General features: G+C 49.9%; 26 protein-coding genes and 1 tRNA gene. 12 read left to right on the top strand and 15 right to left on the bottom strand.

The window, feature by feature from the left end:
• The 3 genes from thiO to IQ260_RS08600 form a co-directional block, all read right to left on the bottom strand.
• Positions 1-931 (bottom strand): glycine oxidase ThiO (thiO, locus tag IQ260_RS08610; RefSeq protein WP_193992675.1); only part of this gene is annotated, 931 nt, incomplete at its 3' end.
• 107 nt (positions 932-1038) lie between these two features.
• The gene (locus IQ260_RS08605) at positions 1039-1488 is read right to left on the bottom strand and encodes a hypothetical protein (RefSeq protein ID WP_193992673.1); all 450 of its coding nucleotides are present in this window, start codon (positions 1486-1488) and stop codon (positions 1039-1041) included.
• Between the two features lie 122 nt (positions 1489-1610).
• A complete protein-coding gene (locus tag IQ260_RS08600) occupies positions 1611-1937 on the bottom strand; it encodes a 2Fe-2S iron-sulfur cluster-binding protein (protein WP_193992671.1) in 327 nt (108 codons plus the stop codon).
• A 516-nt stretch (positions 1938-2453) separates the two neighbouring features.
• On the opposite strand from IQ260_RS08600, the gene cimA reads away from it, so the two are divergent.
• Positions 2454-4118: a citramalate synthase gene (gene cimA / locus IQ260_RS08595; RefSeq protein WP_193992669.1), complete on the top strand. Its 1665-nt coding sequence runs from the start codon at positions 2454-2456 to the stop codon at positions 4116-4118.
• A 30-nt stretch (positions 4119-4148) separates the two neighbouring features.
• Positions 4149-4973, top strand: a complete 825-nt coding sequence (pgeF, locus tag IQ260_RS08590) for a peptidoglycan editing factor PgeF (protein WP_193992667.1) — start codon at positions 4149-4151, stop codon at positions 4971-4973.
• 12 nt (positions 4974-4985) lie between these two features.
• Here pgeF and IQ260_RS08585 read toward each other — a convergent pair whose 3' ends face one another.
• Entirely contained in the window at positions 4986-5546 is a 561-nt protein-coding gene (locus IQ260_RS08585) for a DUF2854 domain-containing protein (protein WP_193992665.1), read from the bottom strand.
• Between the two features lie 149 nt (positions 5547-5695).
• On the opposite strand from IQ260_RS08585, the gene IQ260_RS08580 reads away from it, so the two are divergent.
• The 5 genes from IQ260_RS08580 to IQ260_RS08560 all read left to right on the top strand — a co-directional run bounded on the left by IQ260_RS08580 (position 5696) and on the right by IQ260_RS08560 (position 8049).
• Positions 5696-5878 carry a hypothetical protein gene (locus IQ260_RS08580; protein WP_193992663.1) on the top strand — a complete coding sequence of 61 codons (183 nt, stop codon included), beginning with the start codon at positions 5696-5698 and terminating at the stop codon, positions 5876-5878.
• A gap of 108 nt (positions 5879-5986) precedes the next feature.
• Entirely contained in the window at positions 5987-6307 is a 321-nt protein-coding gene (locus IQ260_RS08575; protein WP_193992661.1) for a 2Fe-2S iron-sulfur cluster-binding protein, read from the top strand.
• Between the two features lie 20 nt (positions 6308-6327).
• Positions 6328-6543, top strand: a complete 216-nt coding sequence (locus IQ260_RS08570) for a hypothetical protein (RefSeq protein ID WP_193992677.1) — start codon at positions 6328-6330, stop codon at positions 6541-6543.
• 32 nt (positions 6544-6575) lie between these two features.
• Entirely contained in the window at positions 6576-7616 is a 1041-nt protein-coding gene (locus IQ260_RS08565) for a DUF3326 domain-containing protein (RefSeq protein ID WP_193992659.1), read from the top strand.
• A gap of 157 nt (positions 7617-7773) precedes the next feature.
• Entirely contained in the window at positions 7774-8049 is a 276-nt protein-coding gene (locus IQ260_RS08560) for a hypothetical protein (RefSeq protein WP_193992657.1), read from the top strand.
• Here IQ260_RS08560 and IQ260_RS08555 read toward each other — a convergent pair.
• From IQ260_RS08555 to IQ260_RS08545, 3 genes are all read right to left on the bottom strand, one after another.
• Positions 8039-9097, bottom strand: coding sequence for a Gfo/Idh/MocA family oxidoreductase (locus IQ260_RS08555; protein WP_193992655.1), 1059 nt, complete (start codon positions 9095-9097; stop codon positions 8039-8041). The two genes, IQ260_RS08560 and IQ260_RS08555, sit on opposite strands and share 11 nt — an antisense overlap.
• Positions 9098-9287: 190 nt before the next feature.
• On the bottom strand, positions 9288-10682 hold the full coding sequence (locus IQ260_RS08550) for a hemolysin family protein (RefSeq protein WP_193992654.1): 1395 nt from the start codon (positions 10680-10682) through the stop codon (positions 9288-9290).
• A 48-nt stretch (positions 10683-10730) separates the two neighbouring features.
• The gene (locus tag IQ260_RS08545; protein ID WP_193992652.1) at positions 10731-10991 is read right to left on the bottom strand and encodes a hypothetical protein; all 261 of its coding nucleotides are present in this window, start codon (positions 10989-10991) and stop codon (positions 10731-10733) included.
• A gap of 181 nt (positions 10992-11172) precedes the next feature.
• On the opposite strand from IQ260_RS08545, the gene IQ260_RS08540 reads away from it, so the two are divergent.
• A tRNA-Ile gene (locus IQ260_RS08540) sits at positions 11173-11245 on the top strand.
• A 42-nt stretch (positions 11246-11287) separates the two neighbouring features.
• On the opposite strand, the gene IQ260_RS08535 is transcribed toward IQ260_RS08540, so the two are convergent.
• On the bottom strand, positions 11288-11719 hold the full coding sequence (locus tag IQ260_RS08535; protein WP_193992650.1) for a hypothetical protein: 432 nt from the start codon (positions 11717-11719) through the stop codon (positions 11288-11290).
• Between the two features lie 236 nt (positions 11720-11955).
• Between IQ260_RS08535 and pyrE the strand changes: the two genes are divergently transcribed.
• The 3 genes from pyrE to IQ260_RS08520 all read left to right on the top strand — a co-directional run bounded on the left by pyrE (position 11956) and on the right by IQ260_RS08520 (position 14926).
• Positions 11956-12558, top strand: coding sequence for an orotate phosphoribosyltransferase (gene pyrE / locus IQ260_RS08530; protein WP_193992648.1), 603 nt, complete (start codon positions 11956-11958; stop codon positions 12556-12558).
• 179 nt (positions 12559-12737) lie between these two features.
• Entirely contained in the window at positions 12738-14588 is a 1851-nt protein-coding gene (locus tag IQ260_RS08525; protein WP_193992646.1) for a vanadium-dependent haloperoxidase, read from the top strand.
• Positions 14585-14926: a hypothetical protein gene (locus IQ260_RS08520; RefSeq protein ID WP_193992644.1), complete on the top strand. Its 342-nt coding sequence runs from the start codon at positions 14585-14587 to the stop codon at positions 14924-14926. The genes IQ260_RS08525 and IQ260_RS08520 overlap by 4 nt, the downstream gene beginning before the upstream one ends.
• A 186-nt stretch (positions 14927-15112) precedes the next feature.
• Here IQ260_RS08520 and IQ260_RS08515 read toward each other — a convergent pair whose 3' ends face one another.
• The gene (locus IQ260_RS08515) at positions 15113-15496 is read right to left on the bottom strand and encodes a nuclear transport factor 2 family protein (protein ID WP_193992642.1); all 384 of its coding nucleotides are present in this window, start codon (positions 15494-15496) and stop codon (positions 15113-15115) included.
• A 349-nt stretch (positions 15497-15845) separates the two neighbouring features.
• On the opposite strand from IQ260_RS08515, the gene IQ260_RS08510 reads away from it, so the two are divergent.
• Positions 15846-16517: a helix-turn-helix domain-containing protein gene (locus IQ260_RS08510; protein WP_193992640.1), complete on the top strand. Its 672-nt coding sequence runs from the start codon at positions 15846-15848 to the stop codon at positions 16515-16517.
• A gap of 129 nt (positions 16518-16646) precedes the next feature.
• Here IQ260_RS08510 and IQ260_RS08505 read toward each other — a convergent pair whose 3' ends face one another.
• The 6 genes from IQ260_RS08505 to IQ260_RS08480 all read right to left on the bottom strand — a co-directional run bounded on the left by IQ260_RS08505 (position 16647) and on the right by IQ260_RS08480 (position 23869).
• Positions 16647-17966 carry a leucine-rich repeat-containing protein kinase family protein gene (locus IQ260_RS08505; RefSeq protein ID WP_193992638.1) on the bottom strand — a complete coding sequence of 440 codons (1320 nt, stop codon included), beginning with the start codon at positions 17964-17966 and terminating at the stop codon, positions 16647-16649.
• Positions 17967-18258: 292 nt separating this feature from the next.
• Positions 18259-18702, bottom strand: a complete 444-nt coding sequence (locus tag IQ260_RS08500; protein ID WP_193992636.1) for a DUF2752 domain-containing protein — start codon at positions 18700-18702, stop codon at positions 18259-18261.
• 7 nt (positions 18703-18709) lie between these two features.
• On the bottom strand, positions 18710-18988 hold the full coding sequence (locus IQ260_RS08495) for a TM2 domain-containing protein (protein ID WP_193992634.1): 279 nt from the start codon (positions 18986-18988) through the stop codon (positions 18710-18712).
• A 299-nt stretch (positions 18989-19287) separates the two neighbouring features.
• Positions 19288-20619 (bottom strand): glycosyltransferase family 4 protein, encoded by a 1332-nt coding sequence (locus IQ260_RS08490; RefSeq protein WP_193992632.1) that lies wholly within the window; start codon positions 20617-20619, stop codon positions 19288-19290.
• Positions 20620-20825: 206 nt separating this feature from the next.
• Positions 20826-21956: a Gfo/Idh/MocA family oxidoreductase gene (locus IQ260_RS08485; protein ID WP_193992630.1), complete on the bottom strand. Its 1131-nt coding sequence runs from the start codon at positions 21954-21956 to the stop codon at positions 20826-20828.
• A gap of 104 nt (positions 21957-22060) precedes the next feature.
• Entirely contained in the window at positions 22061-23869 is a 1809-nt protein-coding gene (locus IQ260_RS08480; RefSeq protein WP_322744922.1) for a glycoside hydrolase family 9 protein, read from the bottom strand.
• Positions 23870-24038 lie beyond the last annotated feature (169 nt).

The raw sequence follows: 24038 nt of genomic DNA, 5'->3' as shown, positions 1-24038 counted from the left end.
GATGATGCCCCGTCGCCAGCGTCAGATTGTCGCACTGACTCGGCCCCAAAATAGGAGCACCATCCGGTGTCGCCGGACGATATCCCCACCAACATTCCTGTAGCGGAAAATCTGCCAACGGCGGATATAGCCGAGCGGCCTGATTTAGCAGCTGGGCCACCCCGGCGGCGGTATTGTGAGGCGCGAACCCTACATCTTCATCCGTTGCCCCCAAAACAATCCGTCCATCTTTACGCGGCACGATATAAATGTGCTCACCATAGAGCACACGATTGAGCCCATAGGGCGAATCAGTCGGAGTGAGTAAAGCCGCTAACTGTCCCTTACGGGGTTTGACCGGCACCGGCAACAACTCACTAGACCAGGCGCCAGCCGCTAATACATAGTGGCCCGCCCGCTGCTGTCCACGGGAGGTAAGCACCCCCTTAACCCGGTTCCCCTGATGCAAAAAGGCGTCAGCACTCACCCCCTCCTGGATCTTCACCCCCAGCTCTTGGGAGGCAATGCGCAAGGCTCTGAGCAGGGCACGATTGTCAGCCTGTCCCTCCTGGGGATACCAGTAGCCTCCAGCTACCTCAGTGCTCAGATGGGGCTGATAGCTATGGATTGCAGCTGGGCTCAGGGCATCTGTCGCGGTCGATAACAGGGGCGCCAGAATACCGCAGGGCCAGTAGCCAACGTCTTGACCCGTCAGCTGTTCGAGCTTATGGCTCCAGTCGGGATATAGCGCCAGACTGCGCTCGCTCAGCTCCAGCAAAGGACCGCTAAGTTTCTCGGCCTGCGGTGCCAGCATTCCCGCCGCCGCATGACCGGCTGCCGCATTAAAATCACGGCTGAGTACGGTAACTGTCGCGCCTTGCTGACGAAGCTCGGTTGCGATCGCAAGCCCAATAATCCCGCCGCCCACCACCAGTACATCTGCCTGACCCATAGATTTCTATCAACTACCCCTGCAGTAAAAGTATAAAGTCGTCTCAAAAGTAGCAACAGAATTAAACCATCAGGCCATCATCAGGCCATCATCAGGATTGGTTGCCGTTACCAAAGTGCCTCAATCGGCTCTTGGGATGGAGCCGGATTAGCCGGTTGATTACCGGTATTATTCCCTGCGGACGTATCTGTCGGCGGAGGATTTTCGACAGGTTGAGGCACAATGGGTTCCTCCGTATCGCTTTCCCCCTCTGGCTGACCAAAGTTGGGAGTGCTAGTCACCTCGCCGATCTGTCGCTTAGGAATATCACCGGCCTTCTGCAACGGCGTCCGGTCATTGATATCAATATTTGGTTCACGCTCAGACTCATTAGAATTTAGAGCAATAAACGAGTCGTCACTATCATTACTGGCACTGTTGCTGAGCCCTGAATCACTCTGGGCTGAGGCCGAATCCTCTCCATCGACCCAGGAGGTTACCTGGTTGGACGCACTGGTCCCGTAGATCACCATCAGTGAAATCGCAGCCAGAATACTGCCCAAGATAAACTTATTCATTAACCTGTTCCCTCCTTACCACCACAGCATCACAATTAATTAGGCTCGACGTTTGGATTGGTAGACAGATAGCCTATGCAGAGACATTAACGCTAACAACGTTAGCCTTCAACTTTAATGCCTTACCACATTACCGTCTGCCCTTGCCCCCAAAACTGATCATATTTAGTCACTGTAATATCCCCCAGCACTCGCGTCTGACAGGCAAGTCTTAGGGGGCGCTCGGGGGTGTGGGGCGGCAGCGATCTACGGCTTCGATCTTTCCAGTTGGCAGCAGACACCTCCCCCTCAATCATCACAGCGCAGGTGCCACAGCTCCCGATTCCACGACAGTTAATCAAACTAGCATTACCGTTATATAAAGTAACGTCATGGTCTAATAACACCCGACGTAAATTGGCACCCGCTTCACAGACAAAGGTTTTTCCTTGAGCTGTCACGTTTGGCATGGGCATCATCTAATAAGTTAAGACTTTCAAATTAAAACGTAGATTTTCGCTGATGCAACCCATTAATGTCTAGGCAAGTAGTTTGATAAATAACAGTTTAGATGCGTAAAACACTGAGACGTCGGCGATGAAAACGGCCCAACTACTGCAGATGATTAGTGGAGATACGGATCCCATAACCTTAAGCGTTCATAGCTTTTCTTTGTCATGGATACATAGGATGACATGATATCTCCACCTATGTATCCAAAAAACATAGGATCACCAGACGTATAAAATGCTGCCAAATACTCATGGCTAAAAGGATTGCTGCTCAGCACTCATTTACCATTTTGGGTTGTGAATAGCTTCATCTAAGGTCTAAACTCAGTACACAGGGTCTTTAAATTCCGTTTTATCCAAAACGATAACAGTTAATTAAAGTTCAATTTTTTTAACTCGGCACTCACCACAGGCAGCATCTTTAATACATCTACACGTTGACGCTTCACTTCCTACATTGTGTTTTCTGTTGCTATGTCTCCCCAAAACCAGCTTTGGATTTATGACACGACCCTGCGAGATGGTTCCCAACGGGAAGGATTGTCTCTTTCTGTCGAGGACAAACTCCGCATTGCTCGTCGCTTAGATGATCTAGGGGTTCCGTTTATTGAAGGTGGCTGGCCAGGGGCTAATCCTAAGGATGGACAGTTTTTTGCTCAGCTTCGGCAGCAGCCCTTACGTCAGGCTGAGGTGGTTGCATTTTGCTCTACCCGCCGCCCCCACTGCCCAGCCGCTGAAGACGTTACCCTGGCTGCAGCCTTGGCGGCTAGAACAAACTGGGTGACCCTATTTGGCAAATCTTGGGATCTCCATGTCACCGAAGGTCTTAAAACAGATCTCAGTGAAAATCTATCCATGATCTATGACTCCATCGCCTATCTGCGGCAGCAAGGGCGACGGGTTATTTATGATGCAGAGCACTGGTTTGATGGCTACCTCAACAATCCCACCTATGCCGTTCAAACCTTAGAAGCCGCTATTCGGGCTGGGGCTGAATGGCTCGTCCTATGCGATACCAACGGCGGTATGCTGCCCCACCAAGTAACCGATATTGTGCGCACCGTCAGTCAATGGTTAGGTACCCTAAATCTAGAAAATCCGCCCCGGCTGGGTATTCATACCCACAATGATAGTGAGCTAGCCGTGGCCAATGCGCTGACGGCGGCTCTAGAAGGCGCCACCATGGTTCAAGGCACCATCAATGGCTACGGTGAGCGCTGCGGCAATGCCAATCTTTGCTCGTTAATACCGAATCTGCAGCTAAAGCTGGGCTACCACTGTTTACCCCCCGAAAAACTGACGATGCTAGCGGCCACCAGCCGATATGTCAGCGAAGTGGTTAATTTAGCCCCTGACGATCATGCGCCCTATGTGGGGCTGTCAGCCTTTGCCCATAAGGGCGGCATCCACGTTAGCGCTGTGGAGCGTAATCCCAAAACCTATGAGCATATAGAGCCGTCTGCTGTCGGTAATATCCGCCGCATTGTGATCTCCGATCAGGCAGGGCTGAGCAACATTATGGCTAAGGCCCGCAGCTTTGGGCTGAAGCTGGATCGCACTAATCCCACCTCACGACAGCTGCTGCAGCGGCTCAAGTGTTTAGAGGATGAGGGCTATCAGTTTGAGGCCGCCGAAGCTAGCTTTGAACTCCTTATGCGCGAAGCATTGGACCAGCGCCCGACCATGTTTGAAGTGCGTGGATTTCAGGTTCACTGTACCCGGATGCCCCATGGTCATCCCGTGATTAGTCGTTTGCCAGATACGCTTACAAACAGCGATTCTTTAGCTACGGTCAAGGTGGCGGTAGATGGCAAAGATTTGCTTCACGCGGCTGAGGGGAACGGTCCTGTAGAGGCGTTAGACCATGCCTTACGCAAAGCTCTAGAACAGTTTTATCCCGAGCTAGAGCGCTTTTATCTGACGGATTACAAGGTTCGTATTCTAGATAGTGCGGCAGGAACAGCGGCCAAAACTCGCGTCTTGGTGGAGTTTAGTGATGGGGAACAGCGTTGGACCACCGTTGGCTTGTCTCCCAACATATTGGAGGCGTCCTATCAGGCGGTAGTCGAAGGTCTAGAATATGGCCTGCTCAAGCTGCGATCGCAAGTAAAGGCTAAGCTGGTAGCGTGTCAATCTTGACTCTACTCGCTCTCTAACCCATTCTCACCCATGCAAAACTGGACCTGGCAAACCTGGCAGGGTAAACCTTACTTAACCTGCGATCTTATTTCCCAGCCCCACGGTTTTTTTACCTCAGTGTTTGCACCGCAAACACCGGAGGAACTGACATCGGCACTGGGTACAGCCGTCGATGTGTTAAGAACCAAACAAGTCCATGGCAATGTGGTGCTGGGTCCGGCAGCCATTAAAACGGCGACCAAAACCTTGGTCGCCAGTGGAACAGCTACACCCACCGAAGAAGATATTCAACGCCCCCCTGCCGATGGCTGCTTTAGCGAGCAGGCCGGTCAGGCCACGTGGGTCTGCACCGCCGACTGCACCCCGGCCCTGATTGCCGATAACAGGACAGGTCAGGTGGCTGCAGCCCATGCCGGCTGGCGGGGCACTGCCCAGAAAATTGTGCCGGTTGCGATTTCAAAACTCCAAGCTCAAGGCTCTCAACTCAAGGACTTACGAGTCCTACTGGGTCCGGCCATTGCCGGTGAAGTCTATCAGGTGGGCGAAGACGTTGCCGCTCAAATTGGCATGAGCATTGTAAACACGGACATATCCGAATCAGCTGCCAAAGCAGCCGTAGTCGAACAGCTACTGACGATGGATAACCCACCCCTGCTCCCTGACGATAAACCCGGTCACGTGCGTCTAGATGTTCGTCGCATCAACGAAATCCAGTTGGAGCAGATGGGACTATGCCCTGAACAGGTGGCTACAGCCCCCCATTGCACCTACCAAGAACCCGAACGTTTTTTCTCCTATCGCCGTACCCAGCTAAAACAGGTGCAGTGGTCCGGCATTGTGAGTGTGCAGCTCTAAGACTTGGCCTGGCTAGGCGGCATCCGCGCCTGAGTTCTCAATCAAGGCTAACGCTACCCGGTTGTTGGGGATGACATCAATTTCAGCCCGAACGTTGGGACCAAAGAATTTTTCGATTTTGTCGTGTTTTTCTTCCCAGGTCTCCAAGGGCATATAGGGGGAATCAAACTCCAGCACCAGGGCATAGGCCCCGTCCCGTATTTCTTCTTGCAGACTGCTGAGTACCGGTCTCTGCTTATCATTGGGACTTAGCCCTAGTCGTTCGAGGGCAATATCCAGATGCGCATCCTGACCGTAGCGATAGCGAGTCACATCTTTGCGCACCTGATTTTGGGTTTGGGTCGCCGTTTTATCTCGTAAAGCAACTACGGTATCACCGGGCTCCTGGCTATAGGGCACTGGCTCTAGCTCTGCTGCCCGCAACGCCGCCCCCCCAAGCAAAATCGGAATGCCATAGAAGAAACCAGCCAAGTTGAGGGTGGCCATGTCTCTAAAGTAAGCAACAAACCCCACCAGCGTGAGGATAGAGCCGACCGAGAGTAAGACACCACCAAGGGGAATTTTGCGTAGCATGGGCAGAAGTTATAAAAAAAAGAACGGGGCGAACCTACCTAATCCCATAGTAAGGGGATTTGGACTTTAAACTCCGCGCCAACATGTAGCACTGATTACCCAAAGTTGCTTATTCTGGAGTCTGTAGACGTTGGGAGAAAGCACATTCCATGACCTTAGACGCATTGAAAAGCCAGATTGAACAGATTCGAATTAAACGGGAGTCCTTAGTCCAGCTTTTAGACCAACCTGGCCTGGGAACACTGCGTATCGACGTCAACCAAGCCCTAGAGGAAATGGATGATTTGCTAGAGGAATTTGAGCGTGTTTTTAAGGAAAAATCTCAGGCATAGCCGCAGCTAAAGCACACCAGCTAAGCCCCCAGCTGTTTAAGTGTCTGTCTAAACCTAAAAATATTTTCGTTTTTTTTGTCCAATAACTTTGTCCAATAACTTTGTGCGATGGCGACCTATTCCGTAGAAATTAAGCATCAAGGTACTGTTCAAACGATCACTGTGGATGAACAGCAAACGATTTTAGAGGCGGGTCAAGCCGCTGATATCGATCTACCGACCTCCTGTAGTGCTGGCGTCTGCACCACCTGCGCTGCACTGATTACTGAGGGCACTGTGTCCCAAGAAGATGGTATGGGTGTTAGCCAGGAGCTACAGGACCAGGGCTATGCGCTATTGTGTGTGGCTTATCCCACGTCTGACATCAAGCTGGAGACAGAAAAAGAAGATGAGGTCTACCAGGCCCAGTTTGGCCAGTTTCAAGGTTAGTAATTCAACAATATAGAAACTTGGACAGTAACCGATCGGCTCAGCCCCTAACTACAGAGTTTGTCCGCATGACGGTTGAACTCCAAACCGGCGTCGCACTTCGTGATCGCATTGAGACTCAGCTGCGGTCCCATGGTGACCCCTTAAGGTGGGCGATTACAGCCGTTACTGGCTCAGTGGCCCATGTGGAAGCTGTGGTTACCTTCGTAGCCCCCAGGGTGCAAAATCAGCCGTGAGTTGCTCGCCCAACTCACGGCCTCACACCACCATGATGGTTATCCCCACGGGGGTGGGGGCTGCCATGGGGGGCTATGCAGGCGATGCCCTGCCAGTGGCCCGTGCGATCGCAACTGTCACTGACCGTCTGATCACCCATCCCAATGTGCTCAACGGTGCCCAGCTCTACTGGCCCTTACCCAATGCCTACTATGTTGAGGGCTATGGGTTAGACCAGTTTGCCGCAGGTCGCTGGCATCTGCAGCCCGTCCACCAAAACGTCATTGGTCTCGTGCTTGACCAGGCCATTGAGGATGACCTGCGTGAGCGGCATCTGCAGGCTGCTGAGGCTGCTCGCGCCACCCTCGGTGTGAATATTCATAGCTATGTCACCACCGATGCTCCCCTGGGTGTCCGGCTCAACCAGGCCCAGGCGGCCACATGGGGTACCTTAGAGCGTCCCGACACTCTATTGCGAGCGGTGGAGCGGCTACTCCAGGCAGGCTGTAGTGCCATTGCTGTCGTCGCCCGCTTTCCAGATGATCTAGGCAGTGAGGCCCTGAATGACTATCGCCAAGGCCAAGGGGTGGACCCCCTAGCAGGCGCTGAAGCCGTCATTAGCCATCTCGTGGTGCGGGAGTTTCAGGTGCCCTGTGCCCATGCGCCAGCGCTGACGCCGCTGCCTCTCGAGCCGACCATTTCTCCCCGGTCTGCTGCTGAGGAAATTGGATATACCTTTTTACCCTGTGTGCTAGCGGGTCTGAGTAAAGCGCCGCAGTTTAGCACGACAGCCCAGCCCCATAGCATCAGCGCCGGGGATGTGGATACGCTGATTGTGCCTGCTAGCACCCTGGGGGGCAGCGCCGTCCTTAGCCTCAGCGCCACAGACACTCAAATTATTGCCGTCCAAGACAACACCACGGCCCTAGCCGTAGATGCAGCGGCCCTCAATCTAACGGTGGTGACAGTGCGGTCCTATTTAGAAGCCATTGGTGCGATCGCAGCGCAGCGTACCGGTATTTCCCTAGCTCCCTTTACCCCCCATATCCCTAAGCTATCGTCTTTGTCAGTCCGCTCCGCCCCAAAACCATAACAGCTCGCTTCTGCCCCAGGATTGGCCGTGATTTCAATAAGATTTCTATAAAGTTTATTTCAACATTCCTAAGATAAATAAGGAAATGCCCTAATCGGTTGATGGACTTATTTATGCTAGAAGACTCGCATTAGCCTACTTTGAGGTTCCTGTTCCTATGTCTACTTTGAGCACTCCGGCTTTGAGCACTCCGCCCCAGTCGGCCTTATCCAAGGCGTGCCATATTCAACAAGATGAAGTCCTAGAGCTTAATGTCTCCGAACAGGCGTGGCAGGTGCGCTCAGGGACGGTCGCCCTTTGCCGCACCATCGATGGCATCCGCCGTTGTTTTTTTACCGCCCATGCCGGTGAAGTTATTTTTGGTGTCGCCGCTCAAGACAGTGGCCTGGTTGCGATCGCAATCGAACCCGCCGTTATCACCGCTATACCATAACCGCCTGCAGCGCTCCGGCTAGCTCATCCTCAGTTTTCCATGCTTGACCATCGAGGGCCATTTGTTCAATCAGGCTCGCTAAACGGAGCGCTTTGAGCGCTTGCTCGCCACCCACAGAGGGCTTACCCCCGCCCCGAGCACAGTTGATAAAGTGCTCGAGTTCCGCATGCAGCGGCTCAATATTACTGGTGTACACCTTTTCAATCAGACCATCCTGCCGGTAGAGCACCTGGCCGTAGTCGGTCATCGTGTTCGCCGTTGTCTGGCGATGGATCAAAATTTCGTTGTTGAGAAAATCAGCCTCTGTCAGTGAGTTTTGACAGTGGGCCGTGATACTGCGAATTTTGCGGTGGGTTACCTTACTAGCGGTCAGCGTGGCCACAATGCCATTGGCAAAGCCCAGCGTGGCCGTCACATAGTCTAAGTAAGGAGAATCCCCAGCCCGGCTGCCGCTGGCTGTCAGCTTTACCACCGGAGCTTCCGCTAGCTCTAGCAATAGATCGATGTCGTGAATCATCAAATCGAGCACCACCGACACATCGTTAGCCCGTTGGGAGTAGGGGCTCATGCGTCGGGCCTCAAGGGCAAGCAGTTTCTCAGTCTTGAGTACCTTGTGCAGTTCCTGAAAGGCCGGGTTAAAGCGCTCAATGTGCCCCACCTGCAGAATACAGTTCGCCGCTGCCGCCGCATTAACCAGCGACTCAGCCTCAGGAATATTGGCAGCAATGGGCTTTTCAATCAGCATGTGCACACCCGCCTGTAAACAGGCCATGCCCACGGTATGGTGAAATCGGGTGGGAACCGCAATGCAAACCGCATCTACATGCTTTAGCAGCTCATCATAGTCTTCAAAAAAACGCACACCATACTTACCCGCCGTCGCTAAGCCGCGCTCGACGTTAATATCTGAGATGCCGACTAGCTGTACGTCTTTGATACGACTCAGGACACGAGCATGGTGCTGGCCCATGTTGCCCACACCAATCACACCAATCCGGATCGCATCCTCGTGAATGTCACTTACAATCTGTGAATCTCGTTGTTGCACGCCAGGGTTCCTCACACCAGAGAGCATCCGCTCTCAAACTGACTTTACTGTCCTCAAAGTCAACCAGATATTACCACAGCACCTCTTTATTCTTTGGTTGCCCGTGGCCATATGGCCCACTTATAGCGCGAATGCTGTCTCTCTTTCAGAATTGTGGCCATGTTGACGGCTATCGAGCCGGATCGCTGTGTCAATTTCCTGGCTGTCTGCGAGGCATGCGACGCCGGAGGGGGCCATGGCGACGCAGAATCTGAATTTGCTCTAGTTTTGGTCCTTTGACAGTTTTCACCGTAAATACCAGATCATCCCCGTAGTTCAGCTGTTCTCCCGCCCCAGGTATTTTTTGTAGGGAGTGGATGATGAACCCGGCTAAGGTCTGATAGTCCTCTGTGGTGGGTAGTACCAGAGAAAATTGCTTATTGACCGTATCAATTTCCATCTGGGCTGGAACCAGGGCCGAGTAGTCGTCCAAATAAACAATATCGCTGGAGACCATCACATCCTCATCCCCAATCAGCTCAGCGGTCACATCAGCCCACGTCACTAATCCAGCTGTACCGCCATAGTTGTCTACCACAATCATCATGGAATGATTTAACCGCTGCATCCGACTGAGCAAATCGCTGAGGGGTAAATCTGTCGGCACCACTCGGGCAGGCTTCATCCAGGCGCTAACTTGAGTCGCCGATGTTAGTTGACCGTTGGCCAGAGGTTCGGCCATCGCCTTAAAATCTAGAATGCCGCTGATATTGTCAAGGGAATCCCCCAGCAATGGAAACTGGGAATAGCCGGTTTCCACCACAATGTCTAGCAAATCTTGCCAGGTGGCCGTGTCATCTAGGGCCATAATTTGGGTGCGCGGCACCATAATGTCTTCAACGGTGAAATCCCTAGTTTCAAAGACATTGTTCAAGATTTCCCGTTCTTCTTGTTCTAGATCGAGGACGGCAGTGGGAGTACTGATAATCATTTGCAGCTCGTCTGAGGTCAGTTGCGCATCAGACGACCGCCGCGATCTCAAACCGACGAGTTTCAGAAACCCTTGGGTAGAACAATTTAAAAGCCATACAACTGGCGAAAATAAACGCGCTACGGTGAGACTCACCGGCCCCAGCAGTCGGGATGTTTGTTCTGAGTAGCTGAGGGCCAGGGATTTGGGCACCAGCTCACCTAGAACAATTTGCAAATAGGCCAGGGTCCAAAAAGCGACCATCAGTGAGATCGAATGGGCCAGTGCTATTGCAGGCACGGGCAGCTGCCTTAACCACTGGTGTAGCAGCAGTGCCAGCGTATCCTCACCAATCCACCCCAGGGCTAGACTGGCTAGGGTAATGCCAATTTGCGTCGTTGGCAGCAGTCGGTCGATGCTGCGCTGCAGCCTCTGAACCGTTTTCGCCTGCACATCGCCCACCGAAGCGAGCTGGTTAATCCGCGAACGACGTACCGATACGATGGAAAACTCTGCCGCTACAAAAAAAGCATTTAGAATAATCAGCGCTGCTACGACAACCAGGCGAATCATTACACCTGCAGTGCTGATGGAGAAACTGCCATTGCCAACGACATCTAGACCTTGCACAACCATCAACAGTCCCCTAAGGGGCCGGGTTTGTGTATTTGCTGCATTATTTGCTTACTCAGCAGTATCCAAACCACCTTCAATACGAGCCTTGACGTTTTTGAGGATATCTTCTTCCTTCAGCAAGACAAAGTCGCTGGTTTGGGTGCTGCCTCGGCTAGCTGTTGAGGCACTAGCAGGACGTGTTTCTGGCTGACGAATACCGGTGAGAGCTTGCCGTCCTAACGAATATCCCCACGATGAACTCACAATGCCCGAGCCAAACATGGCGGCAAGCAAAATTAATGTAAAGGCAATGGCTGGATTAATTCTCATGGGGTGAAGGCACGGTCTAACGGGCGCTGATTGGCTAACTTGGCTAAGATGTAGCCAGAAAATAATAGCAGGGGTCAGCGTATCGGTTAAAAACTAAGCTCAAATATATCAAAAACTATAGCTGATCTGCTTTAAGCAATTGACTATGATATAACAAGCCTAAGTAGAGTTATCTCTATAGCCAGGGTTGGCCGAGCGGATTAGGCAGCGAACTCATAATTCGCCCCAGGCAGGTTCGATTCCTGCACCCTGGATTTGAAAGCCCCCGGTGCCCTTGTGACACCGGGGGCTTTTGGCTAACGTCGTGGCAGGGGCTCAAAGTTTAACTCAGTGCCCACAACTCGACCACGGGATTGAGAACCGGGCAGGATCTGCAGTGAGGTGTTGTAAGGATTAGGCAGATCGGGAACTCGAATCGTTGCGGTGTTCTGGGTTTGGAGAACCATGAGCTCGTTATAGGCTTCTAGAATGGCCTCGCTGTTGCGATCTAATTCCAACTCAGGAAACGCCGAGCGTCCCGGTACCCCGATGCCAAAGTAATGAGCTGTTTGCCGAAAGCTACTGCGATCGCTAAAGTAGTCGCCGCTTTCAGCCACGCCAACTTCATCCATGGTCTCAAGCACGGTCGGCTCGCTTAATCGAACGGTCTGAGCGTTGGCACGGGAGACCATAGTTGTTAAGGTTGCGATCGCAACGGCAGTACCAAGTACTAACCCCTTTAGTTTCATGACGGTTTTACCTCACAATTTGGGGCATATAGTACCCCGGTTCATAAAAATCGATAAACTGTCTAAGCGATATCCAGCAGCTAATAATGAAGCCACCAAACAATCAAGCAATTTTGCTTAACGAATTTGGCCTTCATCTTATCTGTTTTGATAACTTTTGCAACGCTTTTTAGGTATATTCTTCATCGCGCTGCGCTGCTTCTAAATTGCCCACCGATTATTCCATATCCACCATCATGGCTCCAACGCCCACTGCTCCAGCCGATCTTGTCACGATCAAACAACAGCTGTTGGATTTAATTTGTACCGACGCCTACAAAGAGGGCGACTTTGTGCTGTCATCGGGCCAGCAAAGTAGTTACTACATCAATGGCAAACTGGTCACACTGCATCCTCAAGGCGGACAAATGGTTGGTCGAGTCATGCTCGACTATCTGGCCAGCAATATTGCGGGTGTCGGGGGGCTGACTCTAGGTGCGGACCCGATTGTGACCGCCGTGAGTGTTGTTGCCGCCTACGAGGGCAGATCCATCACCCCTCTCATTGTTCGCAAAGAAGCCAAGGGTCACGGTACCCAGGCCTATATTGAAGGGCCTGTCTTACCCGAACAAAGCAATGTCGTGATTTTGGAAGATGTTGTGACTACCGGACAATCCGCCATGAAAGCCATCGTGCGTTTAAGAGACGCTGGCTACACAGTCAACCAGGTAATTTCGCTGGTTGACCGACAACAGGGCGGTGCTGAGTACTACGCCCAAGCCCAGATTGACTTCAAGGCAGTTTACAAAATTAGTGATATTCAGTCTCGTTGGCAGGAATTACAGACCCGATCAATTTAGGAGACTGACATCTACGAATTCCGGAAGAAAACAACACATCTTTATAGTTGTCGAAATTACCCGTAAGGGTACTGGCAGCTGGGGTTACGACGATTAGATTTGAATCAGATAACTCGTTTATTAGATTTTCGGTGCATCCAGCATCAGAACAATCTAACGTTTCGTGTAGGAAGATTTTTATGTCTGATCGTCGTCAAGAGTCCTATGCTGTTCGTCTAGAAGCAGCTGAGCTAGCCAGAAGTCGCCAGCATCCCTCCCATCAAGCCAATGGGGATGAACAGCGCTACGCTGGGGACCAGTACTTTATGTCTTTTACCAAGGGTTTACCCCACAATGAAAAGACTGGATTGTTGCAAGATCCTCAGGACTTTGTAGAGTTTCGCCGTTCCATTGATGACGGTTTTATCGATCCGTTTACCGATCGCGTACGTCACGGTGCCAAGTACAAAGTTAACAGCGCTACGGGCGCAGTTGAGCCCGAAACTAATGCTGAAATTATTGGCAAATTGCGGCAATGGGAAGCACCAACAGCCGGTACAACCTATGAACTGCAAGGCCCCGATGCTCAAGCGGTAACCATGCCTCCCGCACCGCCCCTGCTTGATGCCAGCGGCAAGGTAAATCCTGAGCTAGCGCTGGAGATGGCCGAAGTTTATGAGCTGGCCATTTTGCGAGACCAGCCCTTCAATGCCTTCGAGAAGGGTAGTTCTAACGGAGAGATTGATGGTGCGATCGCACGTCTCAACGCCCTCAGCTATGTCAAGAATCAAACCGGTCGCCCCCGTAAGGTCAACAGCGACGGTGAATTCGATCCTCAGACCGTCTTTCGGGGCTCCTCTCCTGGCGTTGAAGTCGGCCCCTACCTCTCCCAGTTTTTACTAATTGGCAACACCGATCAAAATGGCGGTGGCAGCGTCGCTGAAGGCAAAATCACCTACGGTGCCCTGCAAATTGATCAAAAAGTACCCATCGCTGAGCCCCGCAAAAACTACATGGTCACCATGCCCGACTATGTGGAAGTGCAGCGTGGCATTAAGCCCCCCACCGAAACCTACGGTGCGAAGAAAGGAGAGCCTGTGCTCGCCCCTGTTCGTCCCCCCCGTCGGTTTATTTCCACCCCCCGTGACCTCGCCACCTATGTGCACTACGACGCGCTATACGAAGCCTATCTAAACGCTTGTATCGTGCTGTTAGGAATGGGCACCCCCTTTGATTCAGGCTTTGATCAGCTGGCCGGCGGTGATACCTTTGTGGCCCATCAAAAAACTCGCCGTAACGCAGGCGGTTTTGCCCTCTATGGCGGTCCTCATATTCTCAACTTGGTAACAGAAGTCGCTACTCGCGGTCTAAAAGCAGTGCGTTTCCAAAAGTTCAACAACCACATTCGCCTGCGCCCTGAAGCCTTAGCCGCTAAGATTGAGCTGCTGCACTGTGGAGCGACAGTACCTGCAGCTTTAGCCTCAGATGTTGGGGCTCTAAAAGACGCCTTACAAGACACTCTGAACGCAATTGAAAGAGGTCCTGGCTGCAACACCCACTTCCTGCCCATGGCATTTCCAGAAGGATCTCCCATGCACCCTGCCTACGGGGCAGGCCATGCCACAGTAGCCGGAGCCTGTATCACTATTCTGAAGGCCTTCTTTGACACTAGCTCTGTTCTTGCTAAAACCGCTAGCGGAGCAGTGGCCTTTAAGCGTCTAGAAAGTAGCGATACTCCTGTTGTCTTTCGTGCGCCCACGCTGCCCCATCCCACAACCGGTGAAGGAGCCTCCGCAGGGAATTTGGTGTGCGATACCGCCAACGAGTTTCTCACCCTAGAAGGAGAGCTTAACAAGCTAGCGGCGAATATCTCCATTGGTCGTGATATGGCCGGTGTCCACTACTTTAGCGACTATTACGATAGTCTGCGCATGGGTGAGCAAATTGCCATTGGCATTCTCGAAGAGCAGGCTCTGACCTACTCCACCGACCCATTTGTGCTCTCTGTACCTACATTTGATGGTGACGTTGTGAGGATTGGTAACCGATGAGCCGTTTACCCCGTCGTCCATCGCGGGTCAAGCCGCCCCTGCGGGGGCGGGCGGCCACCCAGCACTATCGCGGCGAGTTTGCTCCGGTCGCCTCTGTGCGCCGCCCGCTAAATATCTACGGTTCTAGGCTGCTTTCGCCTCCCCATCAGGAGAGAAAGCCGCCGATACCAGCGCCGGACTCTCCCATTCCCAGACCGCCTTCCCAGAGCGAGCTATACGCGGACTTAGCTGAGTTTTATAAGCGTCTAGGAAGACTTTTGCGACGTATAGACCAGCCCTGGCAATGGCTGCTGTTAGCCTCAGCTATCGTTCTCAGTAGCTTGCTCTTATTGAGTTAACTGAAATAGCCATTCTAGATCAGGGGCTGACTTGAAAATAAAATACCCGTAGGTCGAGTTTCGACTCCGCTCAACTCTCGAAACTAGAAGGTTGAGCGAAGTCGAAACCGGCTTGGTCGGGCACATTATTTAGCCGCAGTTTCCTGTAGCATACCGAGCAACCTCAACGGTCGGTGTACATGGGCGTTAGGCACCGGGGCTGGACAGTGAAAGTGGGCAGACTTCCATGGCTTTTATTAAGCCATCCTTAAAGGTGAAACGGTGGCCGACGTGTTCATCGGCAAGCACAGCTCCAGTCAGATCGCGCACGACCTGATGTACCTTGACCAGGATCTGCCCACCCTCTTCCGGGTTAAAGGCAACCGGCTCGACGTGTCCATTGATCTCGCTCCACTGCTCTGTCCAGTACGCGCGGACTTCTTCCGGCCCACGGACATAGCCGCCTTTGAACGCTTGCGGCCAGGCCACGTCAGGAGTCATGAGAGCGAGGGCGGCATCAATGTCACGTGCGTTGAAGGCTGCGTAAGCTGTGCGTAGCAGCTCGATTTCTAGTGTAGGCTGATTCGGCATAAGAGGTCGGTGAATTGGATGGGACAACACCCCCCACAGTAGGCGTAGCCTCAATCTGCTGTCTCATCCAATTCTGCTAAAATTATCCCAATCCTGCTTGGGATGTGAAATCTTGGCTGGGTCAACGCCCATCATGAATCATGCAACCTCCACAATTGATCTTACAAACCAACAGGAAGTAGCGCGAGTGCTTCCACAAATACCCCTAGTCGCTAGCTATCATGCTGGATGGAAAGGGCTAACCTTCGCCCACTACTGCCATCCTCCCCATAAAACGGTGGAGCATTGCCTTCTACAACACTCACTGGTGGTCACAGACCCCAAAAGTTGTTTTCAGGCAGAACGTTGTTTGGACGGCAAAATTAAACACTACGCCCACGGCAACGGTCGCGTAGATGTTATCCCAGCATCTCTACATCATTGGACAACCTGGGATCAGGAAGTCGAATTTTCGGTGATTGCAATTTGTCCAACCTTGCTGAATCAAACCGCTCAGCAGTGTCAAATAGAACTGATTCCACAGGTTTCGATCAATGATCCGGTAATCCAGCAATTAGCCCTCGCGCTCAAGACGGAAATCCAAACGGGTTGTCTGTCTGGCAGATTGTATGGCGAGTCATTAGGAACAGCACTTGCCGCTCGTTTGGTGCAGAACTATGCGCTCAGTAAGCTCCTGCCTTCACTTGAGCGCAAAGCCAACGGTTTGCCTCAATCACAGTTGGCGCGAGTCATTGATTACATGAAGGCAAATTTGTCACAAGATTTGTCGATTTTGGATTTGGCCACACTGACTAACATGAGCGAATCTCACTTTAGCCGCTCCTTCAAGCAATCAGTGGGAATTGCACCCTATCAGTATTTGATGCAACAACGTGTGGAACGAGCCAAGCAATTACTGAAGCAGCAATCGATTGCAATTAGCACCATTGCTCTAGATTGTGGCTTTGCCAATCAAACTCATTTAACAAAAGTCTTTCGTCAGATGACAGGGATGACACCCAAAGCTTATCAAAGTGCATGAGCATTGTGAGACCACCATCGCTAGCTAAATTGTGTTATTCTAAATCAGCAAAAGATGCCTTGTTTTCTGGATAGCTACGACTACTCAGAAACGCCTGTGTCAGTCTCACCACTGCTATGGCTACCCATACTAAATGAGCTTAGATGCCTCTGACAGCCATTGAACAATCATACTAAAGAGAGGTCTATTGCTGACAACCGGAGACATACAACACTGCTGCAGCTGGCGTAAAAGCTGAAACGCGTTTGACTCAGCTTTAACATTGTCGCTGCTATAGCGATCTAACAAATCTTCTAGCAGACAGCCAAACGCTCTAGATTCCAGTCTTTGTAATACTTCTCCAGTTACCTCATCACTTAAGTCATAAAACGACGCAGCGCCAAAGTCTCCTAGGATACTCTCTCCTTGATCGTTGACTAAAATATTATGGGCGTAGAGATCACCATGTATAATTCCCCGGTTATGGAGATGCTCCACAACAGATGCTATTCCCTGCGCGATACGTAAAATGACCGGCAATGTAAATGTGACGTCATGACCGTAGGTATCTCGGGTGCAGGTATCTAGACTGGGAGCCCCCCCCAGGTTGGTATAGTCAGGTGGAATCAACGAAAATACCAGACCGGTCTTTCCTGCAACAGGTTGACTTAGCTGCCCTAGCACGGAGACCAAATTTGGATGGGCACCGGCTGTGATACAGGCTTGCATTTCATCTAACGGTAAGCCATCACTTGTCATATCTCCTTTAAACAGTTTGACCGCTACCGTTTGGCTAACACCAGAACTGGGCTGCCATAGGGCTTTGTGAATTACTCCAGAGGCTCCCTGTCCCAGGATTTCACCTAGCTGTAATTCAGCTGGATCAATGGCTGCGAGGGCCGTATTGTTTTCTGGGACTGGGCAGCAAGGGTTACCCGCATAGGCTAGCCAGGTCAACCGAGGCAGCGTCAATAGCCAGGGTGGTAGGGTTTGTAACTGGTTAGCGGCCAGCCGAATAAGTTCTAAGTTTTTACAATTCGCCAGTTCATCCGGTAAAGACTGCAGCTGATTTCCTGCCAGCATGCATTTTTGCAACTGGCTCAGTTTGCCGATGCTGCTAGGCAGGGTGGTCAGCTGATTATTGGTGAGGATCAGCCACCGGATATTAGGGGAAAGCGCATCGGCGCTAATGGTTTTAATTTGGTTGCCCTTAAAACTCACCATGGAAAGATTTGGGCAAGCGGCTAGCACCTGTGGAAATTCTTCAAATTGGTTATTGTTAAAAAACGCAATTCTGAGCTTTTTTAGCTGGGCAAACTCTGGCGGCAGACTGCTTAATTGATTATTGGATAGATCTAAAATCTCTACTGAATCTGCCTGCTCTAAAATGTCTAAGGGGAATTCTGTCAAATTTTGGGACACCTTGAGGCGAGGGTCTCCCATGGACGTATCTAGTTTTAGAGTTTGCATATAAGTATTTTGGCTTAGTTTGGCTCAGGTGCTTGAACTCAGGGGCATCCAACTCTCATTTTGATACAGAACTATCTGTTGAGCCGTATTTTCCACTCCAATAAGCGTAACCAAAATACATGAGCACACCCAGCTGGATAGGCACTAAGACCAAATAATTTTTGAGAAAAGGGTTAATTTCCATATGCGCAAAGAGCTGACAGTAGGTTAGGCCAGCCAATGCTAGTCCAGCTTTTAGGGGTAATTTGCGATGGCGCATGGCGATAGAGATGTATAAATGGGTCTGGCTAACCTAAAGTAGATGACTCAGAAGAGATTGTTGCCTATATGCAGCTAGGGTACCGGTAACCCACAGCTGATACAGCCGGATGCTATGGTAGCCAAACAGCAGCATAAGCCCGCTGAGCCAGAGGCTACGCTGCTGCCACCACAGGCTCCAGATGCGTTTGGTAAGCAGTTCAAAGCTAAGCTGAAGGGTGACTGCAACCCATAGCAAAACGACGAGGGGAGCCAATAGATGATATCGGCTGACGGCTGACCAGTGATTGGTTGCGATCGCAAGTACAGCCCTAGTCATTCCCCACGTAGGACACGGGATGCCCACCAGTGCTTTTAGCGGACAGCCCCAGAGCTTGAGCTCATATCCCAACCCATGAAGCAAAACAATTAAGAACGGTGTACACAACGCTCCTAATATTCCTAGGCGTAAATAAATCGATGATTTAGACAATGCCATTCACGACTTAGAACCAGGGCTTCTTATTAGTAATATAGGTGCTGACAAACTCTTCATCCGACTTGGTCAGATATAAAATTCCTTCCACTAATCCAATCACACCCACCACAGCAGCACCAATACCGCAGGTCACTGTACCACCCACTAGACACACCAACAGCATGATAATGCCTTCGTTGGTATAGCCCAGATAAAACTTATGAATACCCAAGGCCCCTAGCAAGATGCCCAAAATCCCAGCCACAACTTTCTTATCAGCTCCATCGGCTCCACCTGAATTAGTCATATCATTTCGTTCCTCTTTAAGTGTGCTGCTACCGTGTCAGTCGCCATTATCTATAACGATGGCTTGTTTTCCAATTTGCCCAATTTTAGGGATAGAAAAACTCTGATATAGAGCTTTAATCAAGATGCCTTGTTATCGTCAGCTGTAATTCTGCCACGGCTGGCTATAGGGGATAAACCCAGCCGTGAAATAGGTCACTAGCTAAATTGGACAGATGCAATCATATTGGAGATCAGCAATGCCCTAGTTCTTCTAGAACATCACAAAGCATCAGGATATTCGCCTATCGGGACTTAAAATTACTCTGCTGTTGAAACAGCTACGGACTTTCTTCCTAAGATATGTGAATAAATGTCAACAATTTTTTGAGTTTTTACATCCCATGTAAACTCTTTTGCCCGTTGAATAGCTTCGCATGACATATCATGGCGCATTATGTGGTCCTCAACCAGTTGTGCAATGTAAATAGCTAATTTTTCAACTACAAATTCTCTAGAAACAGGGCTAATTTTAAATCCCGTCTTTTCTGTTACGTACTCGCCAATACCACCATTGTCCACCACAATACAAGGCAGCGCATTGGCCATGGCTTCTAAAACCACCGCTCCGCCAAACTCACGTACGGAAGGAAAACAGAAGATGTCAGAGTTCTGATAGTATTCCAATGTTTGGTATTGTTCAACGTATCCGGTAAAATGAACATACTCATCCAGTTCAAGATGTTTTACCTGGTTCTCTAAGTTGGTCTGTTCCGAACCTTTACCAACAATTGTTAGATGAATTTTCTCCTTCACAGATGCATCCAGCCTACCGATTGCTTCTAACAGCATATCAGCCCCCTTATAAGGAACAAGCCGCCCCACATATAGAAGCTTGACTTTATTGTCTACTGACGCTTTAGCAGGTATCTTGCCTGGATCAACCGCTTCATCCGATCTGATAAACGAGCTGGTAATACCGTTCTCGTAAAACAGTTCTATCTGATCGTCTTGAGTTTTTGGGAACAGCTGTTTTATCAGGTTTAGCGTATAGCTTGAACCTGCCAAAATATAGTTAGCTTTCTTATAGGTCTCTCGATAACCAGGAATCATAGAACGACCTACCCAACGCAGAAAATTCAAGTAAGAATATTCTTTGCGACCTAGCTCCTTGAATCCATCAGGAAAAGGAACTCCCCCGTTGACTGGACCCAGCACAAAGGGCGTTTTTTTACATGCCCTGACTGCTTTGACCGGATATCGCGGCATCATTGGCGTGATGGAGTGGACTAAATCATAGTCACCCCGGATAATAGCAGCTTTAAACCGACTGTAGACTGCGCGATTAAATGCCCAATAAACTGGATAGATAAGCGTATTATGAAGTGGCCAAATAATTTGTCCCCTAAACGTACTCAAACGCTCACCCAGAATTTCCAGTTTGGCAATTAGGGCACTATCGTCAAGGTAAATTATATCTGCATCTGGGTGTACTTTCTCTAACTCTTCTCTGTTGCGACCATGGGTAACTAAGGTCGTATCAACAAATCGACTTATCCCTGCATACAAGCGATAGCCCTCAAGGGGAACCGAATTCCACGCAGGATTACATTGTTCAATAATTAATAGTACTTTCAATCTATTGTTAGCCATTGATAATTGATAATTCTAGAATGTACTCACGCCCACATCACCGGCAAGTAAGCATATGCTGTTGTTGCAATGGATGGATACAAATGCTCAGCTGGATACATTTGTTTATGTGGATCTTTAGCTAGATGTTGTTAAAAGTAGGAATAAGTTTTCAAACTATTCTATGTTTGGTTCAAGAGGTAGAATGCTACCGATTCATTTCGTTATTAGGCAGCCCAAGACATGGGCTCTGTCGAATCAAACGTTGTAGTCATTTTATATGCACAACCTGTTTCTAAACTATTCTGAATAGCCAACACTAATTCATTGTTATGTAAAGAGAAATCAGCATGGAGTCGTCCAGGACGCTCATGTCTAATTCCAGCAGCGAGTTCGGCTACTCCTCTGGCAAAATCCATATGATTAGCTCCCTTTGACTCAAATTTGGGTGGCTTTTTGACCATGGGAATTGTTCGCTTCAGGGGACTCATAAAGACCTTCCGTCGAATTTTTACCATCTTCTGAAATTTTACAGGACTCCCGTAAAACCAACAGTCATGTGTACTGAGGGTGCCCTTATCCCCAATCACTTTAAATTCATGGTCGTGGGGGGCAACGATACCACAGGTTAGGCGCGCAACCACACCCGATGCAAACTTAATACAAGCAACCGAAAAGTCGGGAGTATCGTTAGGCTCCAGGACAACATCAGTCTCTTTATCGGGAACAAGACAAGTTGAGAATGCAGTTACTGTAGTAGCGGGTCCAAAAAAAGTGGTCAGCCAGGTAACATAATATCCCGCATGCTCCAGAGTGCAGCCTACCTCGAACTCGTCTTTATAGGGCCAGGGCATGCCTGATTCACTCATCCAAAGTTTATAGGGCATCTTGTGGATGAGACCATCATCCATTTCTGCATAGACCAGCCGGACTTTACCGGCCACATCTTCTCTGATGGCTTTCCAAAGTGTTTGGGCAGATTCACTTAAAACATTACAAGGAGCAGAAGAAATGTGCAGCCCTCTACCTTCTGCTAACTCCACTAGCTCTTTAGCCTCAGGAATTGTTGTAGCCAAGGGCTTTTCAGAGTAGACATGTTTGTTGCACTCCAAACAGGCTTTGGATACTTCATAATGACTGCGGGGATTAGTGAGATTGAGAACAATATCAATGGAGCTATCTTTGAGAATCTCATCAAGCGTTTTATAAATTTTTTTGATGGAGTAAACATCAGCCAGCTTTTGGGCGCGCGACTGAATTTTATCCATGACACCGACAAGTTTTAAGTCTGGATACAGTGGCAGAGTTTTAAGGTAGTAATCGGCAACAAATCCACAACCTACAATGGCAATATTCATAGGGAAATCAAAAAAGCTTAGGAGATCCGACTTTTATTCTGTCTGGCTTAAGGGATAACGTCTCCCAGGTAGTAAGTGTTAGGAGAGATATAATAAATGGCTGACTACTCATCTTCCACGGCTATAAACCTAGATAATAGTTTGATGTAGGCTGCTTGGTAGTAGATGGCAGGCTCTGTAATTTCCCAACTTGGGATCTCCGTACCGGCACTGTCCACGTAGGCTTTCATAGGAGGACCTGTTGCTATGGCTTCATCGCCAGAGTAGTTTTGATTAGGTCCACCCGTTAAAAAGCCGGGAGCTGGTCCCTTTTCAGAGGTGAGGGCGTTTAGATATTCGCCCTGGCCAAACCACTGATGGTACATCTCATTGGCAGATTTCTCCGCACCATAGTCATACATATTGGTGAGATACACCATACCAAACGGATTCACACCGTGGAGATAGTGAAGCGCACCGGCTGCTCGATCGGTATAGTCAAACCACTCAGCAACATTGAGACCTAGCAGAATAGGATCGTAGTTCATACTGCCGTAGTTTGCCTTGATCATGTTGCTGCCCCAGTGATACTGGTCATCAGGCATGTAGGAACGGAAGGGATCTAGGTCGTCATCGTTGCCGTAGGCCTCTGGATTGTCAACCGTTGTTTGCTCAAGATCCAGAAGTATTCGCTCCTTTAAGGTACTATCAGCACTGGGGAGTTGGGAGTAGAATATGAGGGCATCACCCTGCCAAGGCTCATAGCGCGACCACGCACCATCTTTATAGGGCTGGGCCGAGGAAAGATTCTCGGCAACATAGTCTGAGTACCGATTTTCTCCTGTCACTGCAAACAGATAAGCGGCAGCACTGACGGCTGTTCCTGATTGGGTATCAGCTGTCATGTCTGCATCCCCTGACTTGATTTCACCGGTATCACAATCTTCACTAACCGGGTTGTTCTGATACCAGTTCCAAGCAGATTCAGCTCGTAATTTTAGATCGGTGGCATAGTCGCTAAGTTCAGGAATAGATTGCATTTCCCAGGCTGCGTGGGCAAACATGCTTGCGATCGCAATCGTAGACGACGAGCATTTAGGTCCATAATACCGGGGTCGAGTGTCTTTACTAGGAATAGGGCTCGTAAAATCATAATCCAGCGTACCGAGCTTAATAAAGGCTCCACCATCGGCATCCTGCATCCGCATCAACCAATCTAATTCAAACTTGATTTCATCCAACAGATCAGGAATTCCATTACCCGACTCAGGAATATTAAAATCATCCGTCCATATTTTGGGATTTTGTCCGTAAGCAGTCAGAAGCTGATGTATAGGCTGCAATGCATAGGTGACATATTTGTTTGTATCTCCAGCATCGAACCAGCCACCACGCATGTCTCTTGCCGATGCTGGATTTAGCTTGTCGTTGACAAATCGAGCTTCTGTATCTTGCCCAGGGCCAACATAGGCTGCATCATCAGTCCAGCGAGCATCAGCAAACGGCTTTTGTTTAGCAAAGCCACTACGCTGATAGAAAAACATTTTAGTAGCGGCAATCAAAACATCTTTGTAGACATCTGCACGGATATCAAACTCAGCCGAACGAGTCTCCCCGTCCTCACGCACAAGCACATACGTGCCAGGCTCTTCAATACTGGAGAAATCAACCCACCAGGCACGTTCACCTGACTGTGAATGAACAGCTCCATTCCCCCACTTCACCGGAGTGAGCACATCAATCACCTGATCAGTTTCAATATTTTTCAACTCATAGGGCTGAGACCCATCTGGATGACCAATAACAACCGCCACCTTAGGATCTTCAGGGCGATAGCCAAACTGATCTACTAAAACCTGAGACTCTTTAGCATCGGGCATCTGAGAACTGCCTGAACAGCTTGCCGCACTGATAGTAATAAGAACAGCGCCCACAGACAGCTTTCTAAGTTTTGTCAACCTGGGCGTATAGAGGTTAGAAAGTATAGATCTCATCATAGGAGCGTATATAAATGGGAACACTACCAGTAGGCTAAAAATAATACACTCTCAAGCTACGCTTGCACACTTGAGAGTGGGCTAATAATAATTGTCATTGCCAATT

Origin of the sequence: Leptolyngbya cf. ectocarpi LEGE 11479, from assembly GCF_015207065.1 — a bacterium.
Classification (GTDB): domain Bacteria; phylum Cyanobacteriota; class Cyanobacteriia; order Phormidesmidales; family Phormidesmidaceae; genus Leptothoe; species Leptothoe ectocarpi.
Note: the sequence above shows the minus strand (reverse complement) of the source record. Positions and strands in the feature narration are given on the sequence as shown.

What these genes read in the sequence shown, in the direction of transcription:
- IQ260_RS08545 (WP_193992652.1), bottom strand. Translation starts at nt 10,991, where the DNA reads ATGAGAATTAATCCAGCCATTGCCTTTACATTAATTTTGCTTGCCGCC.
- IQ260_RS08485 (WP_193992630.1), bottom strand. Translation starts at nt 21,956, where the DNA reads ATGAATATTGCCATTGTAGGTTGTGGATTTGTTGCCGATTACTACCTT.
- IQ260_RS08505 (WP_193992638.1), bottom strand. Translation starts at nt 17,966, where the DNA reads ATGCAAACTCTAAAACTAGATACGTCCATGGGAGACCCTCGCCTCAAG.
- IQ260_RS08550 (WP_193992654.1), bottom strand. Translation starts at nt 10,682, where the DNA reads ATGGTTGTGCAAGGTCTAGATGTCGTTGGCAATGGCAGTTTCTCCATC.
- IQ260_RS08575 (WP_193992661.1), top strand. Translation starts at nt 5,987, where the DNA reads ATGGCGACCTATTCCGTAGAAATTAAGCATCAAGGTACTGTTCAAACG.
- cimA (WP_193992669.1), top strand. Translation starts at nt 2,454, where the DNA reads ATGTCTCCCCAAAACCAGCTTTGGATTTATGACACGACCCTGCGAGAT.
- IQ260_RS08515 (WP_193992642.1), bottom strand. Translation starts at nt 15,496, where the DNA reads ATGCCGAATCAGCCTACACTAGAAATCGAGCTGCTACGCACAGCTTAC.
- IQ260_RS08495 (WP_193992634.1), bottom strand. Translation starts at nt 18,988, where the DNA reads ATGACTAATTCAGGTGGAGCCGATGGAGCTGATAAGAAAGTTGTGGCT.
- IQ260_RS08500 (WP_193992636.1), bottom strand. Translation starts at nt 18,702, where the DNA reads ATGGCATTGTCTAAATCATCGATTTATTTACGCCTAGGAATATTAGGA.
- IQ260_RS08525 (WP_193992646.1), top strand. Translation starts at nt 12,738, where the DNA reads ATGTCTGATCGTCGTCAAGAGTCCTATGCTGTTCGTCTAGAAGCAGCT.
- IQ260_RS08600 (WP_193992671.1), bottom strand. Translation starts at nt 1,937, where the DNA reads ATGCCAAACGTGACAGCTCAAGGAAAAACCTTTGTCTGTGAAGCGGGT.
- pgeF (WP_193992667.1), top strand. Translation starts at nt 4,149, where the DNA reads ATGCAAAACTGGACCTGGCAAACCTGGCAGGGTAAACCTTACTTAACC.
- IQ260_RS08520 (WP_193992644.1), top strand. Translation starts at nt 14,585, where the DNA reads ATGAGCCGTTTACCCCGTCGTCCATCGCGGGTCAAGCCGCCCCTGCGG.
- IQ260_RS08535 (WP_193992650.1), bottom strand. Translation starts at nt 11,719, where the DNA reads ATGAAACTAAAGGGGTTAGTACTTGGTACTGCCGTTGCGATCGCAACC.
- IQ260_RS08605 (WP_193992673.1), bottom strand. Translation starts at nt 1,488, where the DNA reads ATGAATAAGTTTATCTTGGGCAGTATTCTGGCTGCGATTTCACTGATG.
- IQ260_RS08560 (WP_193992657.1), top strand. Translation starts at nt 7,774, where the DNA reads ATGTCTACTTTGAGCACTCCGGCTTTGAGCACTCCGCCCCAGTCGGCC.
- IQ260_RS08565 (WP_193992659.1), top strand. Translation starts at nt 6,576, where the DNA reads ATGATGGTTATCCCCACGGGGGTGGGGGCTGCCATGGGGGGCTATGCA.
- IQ260_RS08585 (WP_193992665.1), bottom strand. Translation starts at nt 5,546, where the DNA reads ATGCTACGCAAAATTCCCCTTGGTGGTGTCTTACTCTCGGTCGGCTCT.
- IQ260_RS08490 (WP_193992632.1), bottom strand. Translation starts at nt 20,619, where the DNA reads ATGGCTAACAATAGATTGAAAGTACTATTAATTATTGAACAATGTAAT.
- pyrE (WP_193992648.1), top strand. Translation starts at nt 11,956, where the DNA reads ATGGCTCCAACGCCCACTGCTCCAGCCGATCTTGTCACGATCAAACAA.
- IQ260_RS08580 (WP_193992663.1), top strand. Translation starts at nt 5,696, where the DNA reads ATGACCTTAGACGCATTGAAAAGCCAGATTGAACAGATTCGAATTAAA.